This window comes from Sphingomonas folli, assembly GCF_019429525.1.
Classification (GTDB): Bacteria; Pseudomonadota; Alphaproteobacteria; order Sphingomonadales; family Sphingomonadaceae; genus Sphingomonas; species Sphingomonas folii.
Map to the genome: position 1 here is coordinate 1 of NZ_JAHXZL010000012.1, position 11,813 is coordinate 11,813.

Below are 11,813 nucleotides of genomic sequence, written 5' to 3' on the forward strand. Positions count from 1 at the left end.
CGGTGTCGATCGCGGCGAGCTCATCGGCATTCTCCAGCCCGACGTAGATGCGCCGGCCGTCGCCCGATGGCCAGACACCGTGCGGCATCTTGCCGACCGGGATGGTGGCGACGGGCGCGAAGTCGGACGTGCGGAACACCTTGACCACATTCTCTCCGCCGACCGTCACATACGCGAACTGCCCCTTGGCCGTGCGGGCGAAATTGACATGGTTCGTGATAGGCCCGGTATCCAGCACCTTCAGGATCGCGAAGGGTGGCCGAGCATCGAATGCGACCGTCTTGCCGATGTCCTTCAGCGTAAACCACACTTGCTTGCCGTCCGGCGTCGCGGCGATGTTGGGGCAGAAGGGGCTTGGCTGCGCCACCTGTCCGACCTGCGCGTGGGTCGCGACATCGAACACAGCCAATACCGGATTGAACGAAGAGCAGACATAGCCGTACCGGCCATCGGGAGAGAAGATCGTCATGCCCGGACCACCGGGCGTCTTGATGCGCCCCGTCTCCTTGTACGTCGTGGGGTCGAGCACGGCGATATAATCCTCGCCGCGGACCGTGACCCACACCTCCTTGCCGTCCGGCGTGAAGAACGCCTCGTGCGGACTGCGCCCGACATAGGTCGTGTGCTTGACGGTGTTGGTGGCGGTGTCGATCCACGACACGGCGTTCGATCCGATCGACACGACCGCCAAGGTCTTCCCGTCCGGCGAGAAGCCCAGGCCGTGAACCAGCACCTGTCCCTTGTAGAGCGGGGAGAAGTTCATCGGCTGGGGATCGCCGAGTTTGATGACGCCGAGCAGCCGGTTGTCGGCCGGGTCGGTCACCGACACCGTGTTGGAGAATTGTTCAGACGCATAGACGCGGTCGCGGTGGCTGACGGGCATGTCCTTAGCGTTCCACGGCGCCTGCTGGGCCATGGCGAGGCCCGGTGCGGCGCTCATCAGCAAGGCGGCCGAGCGCAGGATGGTCCGGATCATGTCAGTGCTCCATAGGGCTATGGTGGTCGCCGCCCTGCGTCGGGGCTGGCGTCGAAGGCGGTAGCGGCTGGCCGATCGCCAGCTTCATGGCGGCGATCTCCTGCTGCTGATCGATGATGATTTCCTGCGCGATGCGCTTGAGCTGCTCGTTATGGCCGTAGCGCAGCTCCGCCACCGCCATATCGATGGCACCCTGATGATGCGGAAGCATCATCGCCACGAAGTCGCGGTCGACGTCACCGGACGGCTTGACCATCATGCCCGCCATCATCCGGTCCATCGCGACAGACATCATGGTAGCGTAGCCATCGGCGGGGGCGGCCGCGACTGCGCCGGTAAGTAGGGCCGAAGCCGTCAGACCCAGCATCCAATCTCGTCTACGCATAAGCCTCCAGCGCATCGGTCTCGAAAGCGTAGACGATGCTCGTCGGGGTTTATTCCGTGGCCAAAGCCATTTTATCGGTCCTCACCAAAACGATAGTCTCATGCTTCTGCGGTTGGTTGACCGGGTCGCGGTCGGACAGCATATGCGCAGGCACGGAGATGGATTTCCGCCGGGCCATTCGGTCGAACCGCCCTCGCAAGGGCCGATGATTCCTACCAGGCGCCGCAAGGCAGCAAGGAGGAATCGTGCGCGCGACATTTCGCAATCTCTATGACCAGTTCAACATGGCAGCGTTCATTCGCGATCGCCGCACCCATGCCACGTCGGTACTGCGGTGGGCTTTGATCCTGGTCCCGATGGCCGCAGCGGTGGGAACGCTCTGCGCGGCCTTCCTGCGGAGCCTCGACGCCGTAACCCGGCTTCGCTTCGCCTTTCCCTGGCTGCTCTACCTGCTGCCGATCGGCGGGTTCGTGGTCGGACTGCTCTACCATCTGACAGGGCGCTCGGTCGAAGGCGGCAACAACCTCATCGTCGAGCAAATCCACGAACCGGGGGGCGGCGTGCCGCTGCGCATGGCTCCGCTCATCTTCTTCGGCACGGTCGTGACACATCTGTTCGGGGGATCGGCGGGACGTGAAGGCACCGCCGTGCAGTTGGGCGGCAGTCTTGCCAGCGGGTTTGGACGCGCGCTCAGATTGGATGCGGAAGCGACACGCACCCTCCTTATGACCGGGATCGCGGCTGGGTTCGGCGCGGTCTTCGGGACGCCGATTGCGGGCGCGGTCTTTGCACTGGAGGTGCTGGCGATCGGTCGGGTCGAGTATCGCGCGCTGGTGCCATGCCTGGTCGCGGCGCTGGTCGGTGACTGGACCTGTCTTGCCTGGGGCATTCATCACGGCGTCTACCATGTCGATGCGCTGGTGCCGGTCGACGCGCTGCTCGTCGCCAAGGCCGGTGTCGCCGGCATTGCCTTCGGTCTGACCGGGCTGACCTTTGCCGAGGCCAATCACGCGCTGGGCGGATGGTTGAAGCGCGTGATCCCCTATGGCCCACTACGACCCGTTATCGGCGGGCTGGCCGTGATTGCGCTGGTCTGGCTGCTCGGAACCCGCGACTATCTTGGCCTGGGTACGCTCGCCGCGACACCGGACAGCCTGACCATCGCCAGCTTCTTTGGTCCCGATACGCACTCGTGGAGCTGGGCGCTGAAGCTGCTCTTTACCGTCGTGACCCTGAGCGCGGGCTTCAAGGGGGGCGAGGTCACGCCGCTGTTCTTTATCGGCGCGGCGCTCGGCAATGCGCTCGCGCCGATGTTCGGAGTACCGTCGGGGCTATTCGCAGCGATCGGCTTCGTCGCGCTGTTCGCGGGCGCGGCCAACACACCGCTGGCTTGCACGTTCATGGGGATCGAGTTGTTCGGCGCGGCCTATGCGGTGCCGATCGCAGTCGCGTGCTTCGTCGCCTACCTCTGCTCAGGCCACAACGGCATCTACCTGTCGCAGCGCGTCGCTGTGCCAAAGGTACCTGCCGCACACCTCACACCCGACGCGACCCTGCGCGATGCCCGCACGCACCGCGCTTCTCGCCGGCGCACGCGCGCCTGATCCTGTTTCCTGTCGAAAGCCCGTCATGCCCAATCGTTTCACCGTCCATCACCGCGAAGTCGGGATGCTGCGCATCTATCTGAAACCGTCCGACAAGATCGGCCCGCGTCGCTTCTGGGGGGCAAAGCCGCTCTATCGCGAGCTGATTCGCACCGCGAAGGCGGACGGCATCATCAACGCCGTCGCGCAAAATACCCATTACGGCTTCAGCAATCACGAACCGATCCGGGAGAACGGCTCGGAAATTGCCGATCCGCATCTGACGATCTGTGTCGAACTGGTCGGCGATCGCGATCAGCTCGACCTCTTCTGTCGCCGGCATGGAGATCTGATCGGCGACAAGGTGATCGTCTACAAACGACTGGAGCATTGGACTATCACGCGCAAAACTGAGCTAACCAGAGCCTGATCGGCGTTCCCGTAAAGGAAGCCATAGCGGGACGGTGGTCCTGCTTATCGCGCCGAGAGGCGGCCGGAGCATCGGCTTTCCCAAAATCTGTTCCCGATTGCTTCTTCCCGAAATTGGCCTTTGAGGATGGGGAAACGGGAATGGTCGGGCTGAACGGATGGCCGCTTCCGAGAAGGGGTATAGCACGCCTGAGCGGCCGAGTTTTGGGCGTATGCGGCCATCCACCGGCGTGACCAAGCCAGCTGCTGGAGCAGCGGGTCCGAAGGGGCAAGGACCGACAAGTCACCGCCTCAGCGGGGGCAGCGCTGCGCTGCTTGGGGGCTACACGCTGCCCCCGCTGCCACAAGGCGGTGTCGCACTTCGGCTTGAAACCGCACTGTTCTGCGCGATCCTGCCGTCGGGGGATTAAGGCGCGGCAGAGAGGGCCTCGGTCAGGTTGGAGAACGCGAAACGCGGATGTCCGAGATCAAGCGTTCAGCAGCACATGGTGAAGACTGCCGACGACTACCTCGGGCGCGCTCTAGGTCCTCTCCGCATGCTCATCGCCGCTTGATGATCCAAGGAAGGGGGCGTCTACGGCCACGAACGTGAGACGGAACAAGGTGAGGTTCATGTCGTCCGTCACGCTGATGTGCCACATGTCACCGTTCCAGTAGGCTGCCGGATCCTCCTGCAGGAGCTGCGCCGCCAGCCGCGCAGCGAACGAGCGCACCGCATCCACCGAGGCGAGCTCGACACCCTCGCGATCCCGTCGCGCCGTGCCGTTGTGGACATCGAAGAAGAAGCGCGGCATCCCATGCTCCTGCCCAACTTGCACTTCGGTGCAGAGCGTTGTGTCGCGCTGCCACCAGCCCCGATCCTTGATGAGGCCATCGCATGGCCGCAGACCGAAAATCCTACATCTGGATCAGCAACGCAAGTATCACGCCGCCCACCCCCGTCCTTTCGCGAACTAAGGGGCGGGTGTACCGATGCCTTGCGCGGGGCAGCGCCGTCTTGGCGGGGTGCGCGGTCCATGGTTCCCCGCGCGACAATCATGCAGGCGAGGGGACATAAGGCCACGACGCCGATGCGGTGGTCGGCCGCTCCAGCAGGATCGACGGTGGACTCGGATGCAAGGCGACGTGGGGAGACCTGCCGCTTCGGGATTGATCCGCCAGCCATGAGACGCATAATATAGGTCGTTCGCCAGCAGGCGGACCGAGGCGTGGAAACCTCGCTATTAGCAGCCGTATGCCCGGCCCGAGTTGACTCGGCCGGGAGGCGGACGCGTATGTCCAAGGCTTCCGGGCCCAAAGGCGTCCGCGCTCGTCTGATAGCGGGTTTCCAACTTCCGGCTTTCGGGCCGGCACCGCCTCGACACCGAGGCGGTGCCGCCGGCTGATTAGCCTGGCTGCGCCGCCGCGTCGAAGGATCGCGTGCGAGATGCTGGAACACGAGCCCGCTGAGCGGAGGTACATTGGACTCCAAGTCCCTGTAGTCGGCAAAACCCTCGCCCCCGCGGCTGATGTCAGGCCGCTGCCGGACGAGCGCCCCCCTGGCGCTAGGCGCGGAATCTTGCGGGAGCTCCCATGCGGTCGGAGCCTCTCGCACCGGTTCGTCACCCATTCGGTGGCCGCCGCGGGCGATCTCAGGAGCGCAAACGGTGCCCGGTCGACGGCCGAGCTCGCAGCGACATCCCTGGACGCGTGCCGCCAGCTTTCCGAGGGCGCGTGAGATGGACCTGTCGCAGGCGGCCGCCTTTAACGGCATCGCACAGCGTCTTCGGAGTTGGACGATCCAGCCACGGCGGATCGGCGGTAGGACGTACCAGGGCGAGTGCCAGATCGCGAGGGTGCTGAGCGCAACCTACCAGCAGCAGTCCACCACCTTCGGTCGAACCGCGGGGATACTAGGCCTTTCCTCAGACGGTCGCGGCTTCGTGACCGGTGGCGGCGGCTTCGTCGATACCGTCCATCGCGGCCTGGTGAGCGCCGTGATGGAGGACGAGACCGGGCGCCACCTGAGCGAGGAACTGCCCGCCGCGGTCGCAGCGCTCGAAGGAAGCGTGTTGCGGCTGGATCGCGTGAACGGTCGGCTGGTCGCGGTCACCAACGTCACGGGACGGCAGCAGCGCATCACGCTACTTGGCTCCGAAGCGTTCATCGGTCGGCCGCCCTTCACCAGACGCGATGGCATCCTGCTGCTGGCGGCCATCGTTTCGGTTGGGCAGATCGCATCCCATCCGCTGCCGGCGCTCGCACTGGCGACGGTCTTCGGGGCCCTCCCCGTCATACGACTGCGTCGAATCGCGTTGATGCACCGGCGGCGCACCAGCCTGAGCGGCTACATCGAAGAGGTGACGTCGTGATCGCTCTCGTGCTCGCCCTGCAGATCCCCGCTCCACCGATCGTGGATTGGCAGCCATTCGGCATGCAACGCTCGCCCGATGGAGGACTCTTCGACCAGACCTCCGCCACCCGAAGCGGCGATGTGGTCAACGCGTGGGTCCGTCTCGTCAACGTGCGACTGGAGGGCGTCAACGAGCATCGAGAGCAGACTGACGCACGCATGGAGGTGAACTGCCGCCACCCTCTGATCCGCGTCGTGGCATATCGCATCGTCAGTCCCAACGGCGCGATCCTCAAGCGCGGCGCCTCCTCCCCGCGGGAGGCGACCTGGCGAAAGATCGGCATAGGTTCGCGCGGTGCGGACGTTAGGACGGCATTGTGCAACCGCGTCCACTGACGTCCCACTCGTGCCACCTCGCCTGCGCCGCCGTATCGCTGTGGCAGCGATGGTGCGGAGGCGCGACGGGCCGATCGCACACACCTCGACCTGGGTGACGTCATGCTCGCGCACAGTGCTGTTCGCGATTGCGCTCGTCCCCGTGGCCGCGTTAGCGTCCACGGCCCGTCCGAGTGCCGGCACGCAACGCGCCCGCACTGCGTATCCCCTTCAGGCGCTCACGCAGAGCGACATCACGCGAGAGGGGATGCGTGGGGCGGGATGTGGCTGGCTGTCCCACGTGGGCGGATCGCTCCACCTCGTCGAAGTCGGAGACCAAGCGATGGTGAAGCGCAACGGCCGCTTGTTGATTCTGCGTCCGCGCCAAAGCACAGGGAGAGCATTCCCCTTCACGCACGACGAATGGCGAGGCGGGAACATCAGGCTCAACATCCAGCGCGGATCGCCGCTGCCTGTCCGTGGGGGTGCGCTGGCACGTCATGCAGTCCTCGTGGTTTCCGTGAAAGGCTCAAAGTCGTCGACCAAGGGCGTCCTCGTCTGCGGCACCTAGCGCACCGCATCCCCTGTACAGGAGCGAGTGGACCATCGCTGCTTGCTCCGAGATCCAGCTGACGCAATCAAAGCGGCTCCTCCACCTCTGTAGCGCTTTCCTCCCGCACCGCAGTGCGCGACGACGCGCTCGACGCCGCATTCAGCGAGGCTCTGCCACTCACCTGACGGCGCCCGGGTTGAAGATGCGCTCGACGAGGAAGCACGAGCCTGCTGCGACCTCGTCGCCACCGCTGCCGTACATACCGAGCGCCGGATCCCTTGGCGTGTCCTAACCATCGGATTATGGAATGTTGACCCGCCGGCCATCGAAAGCAGGATGTTCAATGCGCGAAGTGAGAGGATCGGTCGTCTGGTGCGTTGCCGCGTCACTATGGCTCTCGGTGCTGGTCTCCATCGTCGACGAGATGGGACAATATCTCCATGTAGCGCCTCGCCTCGTTGCCGTGTGCAAAGCCGTAGCTCTTTGCGGGGCCATGGCCATGGCTGCGATCGGCGCCTTCAGCGTAGTGCGGCGGCGATCAACCCACGTTCCGCCCGGCAAGTCATCCTGAGTTGCTGGGCCGGAGCCAACATCTTTCCTTCCTCGCCGCCAGGACGGGTCGCTGCTCCACCTTGTGGAGGATCGTGACACTCGATCAAGGGCTCGAGACACGTGAGGGAACCTGCGCGCGATCAACCCGGATGCCGCGTCTCCGCCAACCCGACCCTCTTCGAATATGGCGACCAGGCACTGCAACAGCAACGTGACGGCATCCCGTACGGCGGCTCCGACGTTGACCGTCGGCGGTCGCGACTGGTCCTCAACAACGACCCGGATGCCTCCAGAGATGCCGCTCGGCGCCCTCCCGTGGGACGGTGTCGTCGATGCACGAAGCGGACAGTACAGGACGCAGCATTCCGCTGGAGTCACCTGCAGAATGGGTGATGTCACCTCACCAACCACCCACCTCGGAGCGGCTCCGGCTGCCACGACGGAGAACGCACGGGCGCCTTCGTCCTAGAATTCGATCTGTCCCGCGCGAAGGCGCTTCAGCTGAGCGATCCTCCCGAACGCCTGACCGAGTTCCTCCGCTCGAGCGTAGACGTCCTCGTCGAGGACCTCATCAAGATTTTTGATCACAGCGGCCGTGCCCTGCATGTTGACGGTCGCCGCGTTGTTGCCCGTCGTCCCGTAGTCGATGTCCACGCCGAGGACGCAGTTCGCGCCGAGTGCCAGCGCCTTGGCGACGAGGATCGAGCGTGCCGCCGCTTCACCCTTGTTGACCTTGAAGCTCATGCCGGAATTGACGTTCACCGCACCTGCGAAGTCGGAGAAGCCCTGGCTGAACTCGCTGAAGAACCCGGTGCCGACGGTCACGTTCGCGGTCACCATGTTCTTCAGGCGCACATCGGCGCGAGCAGGAAGCCAGGAGAGCGTCATCATCGGGAAGTCTGCGATCCGGGCCTCGACGAACCTCGATCGCTCAGCCAGCTCCCCATCGATCCCCTTGTGCACCTGCGCGATGACGGCGTCGCCGCATCGGGCGCACAACTCCGTGAAGGTGGTGCCCTGCACAAGGTTCACCAGCGCCACCAACCTCTCGGACTTCCTGTCGTTCGCCGTCTTGAACGCCGTACCCGGTGTAATCCTCGTTCCGCAGTTGCCGCAATCGTCCGACATTCGATCTAGCTCCGTATAGCTCTTCCAGGTCTCGAGCACCTTCCGACCACGCTGTCTCTCCGCGGATACTTCGGATCGACGCTTCGGTGGGTCGGTGCTTCCTTCGCAAGCAACTCTGGGCCATGCCTCCCCGCCACCAAAGTCGCCGGGTCAATCCGCGACGTGGTGCCGCAGGTCGTCGCAGGTCACGAGGCCCGCACCTCCGTGGGAGTTGATCGTCGATCCCACCGAACGCGCGCGGTCGCCCTCCGCTCGGCGCTGTCCTCCAAGCGGATCGTCGCTGGTCATGACGCTCTAGCCCGCATCCTACCCCCGCTCGACCTCGTTACCGGCCCTGGCACGTAGCTCCAGACGGTCGCCTCATCCGACCCGCCGATCGGCCCATCCTGCAAGACCTGCGGAGGCGACCACCCCGCCGGCACGTAGCCACGCTCCTTCAGGAATGCGAGCAGCGCCTCCGGATAGCTCTTGTAGACGATCCTCGCCGCTTCGGGACATTCGGCCTTGCTCCTCACGGTGCATCCCGTCGGCAGCACCCACTCTGCGTCGGCCGCATAGGAGCGCATCATCTCGGCCCACGCCGGCTCCAGCTGCCCGATCCTCGCCGCCGAGGCGACGTACGACGGACACGCTCCATTGCGATCGACTCCGTCCCCTCCACTTCGGCAGGTCTCACCCGCCCTCTTCATCTCCTCCCTGAACAGCCTGCGGAACGCGCCATTGCGGGAAACATCGATCACGCGACCACCGGTCACATTGCGTACTACAGGTGGGGCGAAGCTCATGGCGTACGGCGCGAAGGCGTAGAGGAACGCCTCGTCCACGCCGACGAAGTCGGCGACCCCGTCGCCGGACATGTCGTACGGTAGAGGCATCGCCTCTCCGTCGCTGGAGCCGAGATCGACCACCTTGAGCCGACCACTCGACAGACCCGCGACCTGGATGTGGTTGCAGCAGTGCGCGCCGCCGCTGAAGCTCTGCAGCATGACCACCGGCGATCCGCCTGCACTGTTACGAATGGCGGAGATGCGGTGGGTGAAACCCTCCGATGCCAACTCTCCGACTATGGTGACCGCGTCACGGCCAAGCGAGACCTCCACCACCGGCGCCACGGCGTCGTCTTCGACGCGCCGCCTCACCCTCAAACGAATCGGCCCGACCTGACGAACCGTCTCCCCGGGCATCCCACCCGAGGTCCACTCGAGCGTTTGGCCGATCGCCAATTCCGGTGCCCGCCTTGCAGGTTCCGTGGCAGCGTTGCCGGTGACGGCGGGTGAACGCCCTCTCACAGGTCTCTGCACCACGGGACCGGTCCGGTGAACCAAGCTCCAACCGAGCGCGACCACGAGCACGGCGACAAGCACGGTGATCCCCGCCATGAGAGGCAGTAGTCCTCTACCAGGCGAGATGTCCCCGGCATCGCGCGGCGGCCCGCCTCCCACCTGCTCACCAGCGTCCGACGCGACGAACTGGTGCCCGCAATAGCGGCAGACCAGAGCCGCCGTCCGCACGCGCTCCGCACATCTCGGGCACGGTTTGCCACGCAACCTGATCACAGCGGGTCACCCGCCGCGCAGGCACGCCTCGCCACTTCGTCGGCGATGGATTCCGGCGTGATCGGATCGTAGCCGACGCCGTAATCCGGGTAGCTGCGCGTTGAAGTCGCCTTGCCGTACGAGTCGTAGCGGGTGTCGGATAGCGTCTTGATGGTCGACGACGCGCAGTCGATGCTCAGCAGGGTCATCGACGAGCGCGAACTCTCACCGCGATTGCGGCTGTGATCGCCCTTCATCCAGACGTGCCGCTTGCCGCCCACGGTCCTGATGCGATCGGGATCGAGCGAGAACACGGATCCCTCCCGCGATGTCGTCACCGGGAACCACTCCGCCAAAGCTGGACCAGGTACGGCGAGCGCCAACATCAGCGCCAGCACCGAGCCTGAGCTCTTCACGTCTCCCACAGCCTTCCCCCCTCACCTTCCCCGGTGATGACTACAGGGACGCCTGGTGATCTTGAAGAGGCGAAAAGACCTGGAATCGAGCCGATTTCGCAGGTTTCTAGACCCGCGGGTGAATTGGCTACGGGCGAGTCGGACGGCATACGGCAAGTCGCTTTCTTCGCCAGCGATCACCATCGATCGTTCGCGCATGACACCGATCGAGCGGCTCATCGACCATCAACCACCATTCGGCTGGCTCGATTGGACTTGCGTCACCTGACCGACCACGAGACCGTACACCGGACCGGAGCCGCGACGTGGACATCCACGTAGACCACAGCGCCATCGTGCGATCCCGTCCTGTCCACGATCATGTCGATGACGACGGGATGAGGATGCCGGCGATGTTCCCGGCGGCGTTGAACCATGCTCGGGTCACGCCGATCGCGTCCTCGGGAGCGGTGACCGCGACTACCATCCGATATGAAGGCTTCAGTTCACTCTTCGAGGAAGGCCAGTGACATGATGCCTGCTACGACGGCGTTCGACGCGGTGTAGTTGCAGGGAGATATTGTCGCGCTTTGACGGAGCCCGATGTTAATCCGGAGCAACGGCCACCGAACGCGGTTCGTAGCGCACGGACTGGCCGAGCGTCCTGGCGCGCGCATCCAGCAACGTCACCGCGGCGGCATGCGTGCCGAGCGCCAGGCGGGACTGCGCGATCGCGGTGGCGTACGGGGGGTCGGTGTCGGCTGACAACGACTCAACCAGCTGATCCCTTTTCTCCATAAGTGATCGACGCGGACCAAACCGCGCTCCGGCGCGAGCACGAGCACGTCGACGCTTACAAGGCTGAGGATCGGGCCCTAGCGCGCGCCCCGGGGCGCACGGCGCCGCATCGCGTGCGCTGGCTGCGCTTCATCCGTTCCGCCCAGGCCGCAGGCTTCACGCTCGAGGAAATCACCGAATTGCTTCAGCTCGATGTGTCCGACGATCGCGCACGGGCAAGGGATAGCGGTCGTCCGGATCGCCGAACTCGATCGCAAGATAGCCGAGATGCAGACGGCGCGCAGCGCGCTCGCGCGCCTCGAGCAGGATTGCAACCGATCGGAAAATGGCCCCTGCCCTATTCTGCTTGCCTTCGATCAATAGGAGAGTGGCGGGCTGTCACCAGTATTTCGAGATCGCTCGGAACTGCTCGACGGCGACCTTGGTGCCCTCGCCCTCCTCCGCGTGAACGAGGCAATGATCGATATGGTCGTTGATGAGCGCGCGCTTGGCGCTGGCGATCGCGTTCTCGACCGCCTGGAGCTGCTGCGCGATATCGACGCACGGCCGTTGCTCCTCGATCATTGTGACTATGCTCTTGAGATGACCGTTAGCGCGGTTGAGACGCTTGATGATTGCCGGATGGCTGGAATGCTCTGTGTGGGCCATGCAGCCTATGTAGGAGATCCGAGAAGTATTTGTCGAGGATCCCCCTGGGGGGATAGGCACTATCCCCATGGGGGGATATTGCACTCCCGAAGTCGATGTGCCAGCGGCCATATGCCGCTTGGAC

13 protein-coding genes, 1 pseudogene and 1 riboswitch are annotated in these 11,813 nt (G+C 64.7%); of the genes and pseudogenes, 6 read left to right on the plus strand and 8 right to left on the minus strand.

Annotation, left to right across the window (positions count from 1 at the left end; genetic code table 11):
• Together KZ813_RS16630 and KZ813_RS16635 are read right to left on the minus strand one after the other, a co-directional pair.
• Positions 1–976, minus strand: a 976-nt coding sequence (locus tag KZ813_RS16630) for a beta-propeller fold lactonase family protein (RefSeq protein ID WP_219756117.1), incomplete at its 3' end; no start/stop codon positions are given.
• A gap of 1 nt (position 977) precedes the next feature.
• On the minus strand, positions 978–1,343 hold the full coding sequence (locus tag KZ813_RS16635) for a DUF305 domain-containing protein (protein ID WP_219994278.1): 366 nt from the start codon (positions 1,341–1,343) through the stop codon (positions 978–980).
• A 163-nt stretch (positions 1,344–1,506) separates the two neighbouring features.
• Positions 1,507–1,583, plus strand: a riboswitch (Fluoride riboswitch).
• 23 nt (positions 1,584–1,606) lie between these two features.
• On the opposite strand from KZ813_RS16635, the gene KZ813_RS16640 reads away from it, so the two are divergent.
• Positions 1,607–2,965: a voltage-gated chloride channel family protein gene (locus tag KZ813_RS16640; RefSeq protein WP_042489218.1), complete on the plus strand. Its 1,359-nt coding sequence runs from the start codon at positions 1,607–1,609 to the stop codon at positions 2,963–2,965.
• Entirely contained in the window at positions 2,922–3,374 is a 453-nt protein-coding gene (locus tag KZ813_RS16645; protein WP_204200589.1) for a DUF190 domain-containing protein, read from the plus strand. The genes KZ813_RS16640 and KZ813_RS16645 overlap by 44 nt, the downstream gene beginning before the upstream one ends.
• A gap of 520 nt (positions 3,375–3,894) precedes the next feature.
• On the opposite strand, the gene KZ813_RS16650 is transcribed toward KZ813_RS16645, so the two are convergent.
• Positions 3,895–4,167: a DUF6894 family protein gene (locus KZ813_RS16650; protein ID WP_219756118.1), complete on the minus strand. Its 273-nt coding sequence runs from the start codon at positions 4,165–4,167 to the stop codon at positions 3,895–3,897.
• Positions 4,168–5,091: 924 nt separating this feature from the next.
• Here KZ813_RS16650 and KZ813_RS16655 point away from each other — a divergent pair.
• Positions 5,092–5,724 (plus strand): hypothetical protein, encoded by a 633-nt coding sequence (locus KZ813_RS16655; protein ID WP_219756119.1) that lies wholly within the window; start codon positions 5,092–5,094, stop codon positions 5,722–5,724.
• Complete coding sequence (locus tag KZ813_RS16660) at positions 5,721–6,101, plus strand: hypothetical protein (protein WP_219756120.1); 381 nt, start codon at positions 5,721–5,723, stop codon at positions 6,099–6,101. Before KZ813_RS16655 ends, KZ813_RS16660 begins: the two co-directional genes overlap by 4 nt.
• Positions 6,102–7,650: 1,549 nt before the next feature.
• Here the strand turns inward: KZ813_RS16660 and KZ813_RS16665 are convergent.
• The 3 genes from KZ813_RS16665 to KZ813_RS16675 all read right to left on the minus strand — a co-directional run bounded on the left by KZ813_RS16665 (position 7,651) and on the right by KZ813_RS16675 (position 10,246).
• Positions 7,651–8,313 carry a heavy metal-binding domain-containing protein gene (locus tag KZ813_RS16665; protein WP_219756121.1) on the minus strand — a complete coding sequence of 221 codons (663 nt, stop codon included), beginning with the start codon at positions 8,311–8,313 and terminating at the stop codon, positions 7,651–7,653.
• 284 nt (positions 8,314–8,597) lie between these two features.
• A complete protein-coding gene (locus KZ813_RS16670) occupies positions 8,598–9,692 on the minus strand; it encodes a hypothetical protein (protein WP_258046896.1) in 1,095 nt (364 codons plus the stop codon).
• Between the two features lie 173 nt (positions 9,693–9,865).
• A complete protein-coding gene (locus KZ813_RS16675) occupies positions 9,866–10,246 on the minus strand; it encodes a surface-adhesin E family protein (RefSeq protein ID WP_219756123.1) in 381 nt (126 codons plus the stop codon).
• A 323-nt stretch (positions 10,247–10,569) separates the two neighbouring features.
• On the opposite strand from KZ813_RS16675, the gene KZ813_RS16680 reads away from it, so the two are divergent.
• On the plus strand, positions 10,570–10,773 hold the full coding sequence (locus KZ813_RS16680; RefSeq protein WP_219756124.1) for a hypothetical protein: 204 nt from the start codon (positions 10,570–10,572) through the stop codon (positions 10,771–10,773).
• A gap of 76 nt (positions 10,774–10,849) precedes the next feature.
• Here KZ813_RS16680 and KZ813_RS16685 read toward each other — a convergent pair whose 3' ends face one another.
• Complete coding sequence (locus tag KZ813_RS16685) at positions 10,850–11,041, minus strand: hypothetical protein (protein WP_219756125.1); 192 nt, start codon at positions 11,039–11,041, stop codon at positions 10,850–10,852.
• A gap of 113 nt (positions 11,042–11,154) precedes the next feature.
• On the opposite strand from KZ813_RS16685, the pseudogene KZ813_RS16690 reads away from it, so the two are divergent.
• Positions 11,155–11,404 (plus strand): annotated as a pseudogene (locus KZ813_RS16690) (MerR family DNA-binding protein); the annotation flags it as partial.
• Between the two features lie 15 nt (positions 11,405–11,419).
• Here KZ813_RS16690 and KZ813_RS16695 read toward each other — a convergent pair.
• A complete protein-coding gene (locus KZ813_RS16695; protein ID WP_219756126.1) occupies positions 11,420–11,689 on the minus strand; it encodes a metal-sensing transcriptional repressor in 270 nt (89 codons plus the stop codon).
• Between the last annotated feature and the right edge of the window lie 124 nt (positions 11,690–11,813).

What these genes read in the sequence shown, in the direction of transcription:
- KZ813_RS16665 (WP_219756121.1), bottom strand. Translation starts at nt 8,313, where the DNA reads ATGTCGGACGATTGCGGCAACTGCGGAACGAGGATTACACCGGGTACG.
- KZ813_RS16695 (WP_219756126.1), bottom strand. Translation starts at nt 11,689, where the DNA reads ATGGCCCACACAGAGCATTCCAGCCATCCGGCAATCATCAAGCGTCTC.
- KZ813_RS16645 (WP_204200589.1), top strand. Translation starts at nt 2,922, where the DNA reads ATGCCCGCACGCACCGCGCTTCTCGCCGGCGCACGCGCGCCTGATCCT.
- KZ813_RS16655 (WP_219756119.1), top strand. Translation starts at nt 5,092, where the DNA reads ATGGACCTGTCGCAGGCGGCCGCCTTTAACGGCATCGCACAGCGTCTT.
- KZ813_RS16635 (WP_219994278.1), bottom strand. Translation starts at nt 1,343, where the DNA reads ATGCTGGGTCTGACGGCTTCGGCCCTACTTACCGGCGCAGTCGCGGCC.
- KZ813_RS16650 (WP_219756118.1), bottom strand. Translation starts at nt 4,167, where the DNA reads ATGCCGCGCTTCTTCTTCGATGTCCACAACGGCACGGCGCGACGGGAT.
- KZ813_RS16685 (WP_219756125.1), bottom strand. Translation starts at nt 11,041, where the DNA reads ATGGAGAAAAGGGATCAGCTGGTTGAGTCGTTGTCAGCCGACACCGAC.
- KZ813_RS16670 (WP_258046896.1), bottom strand. Translation starts at nt 9,692, where the DNA reads ATGGCGGGGATCACCGTGCTTGTCGCCGTGCTCGTGGTCGCGCTCGGT.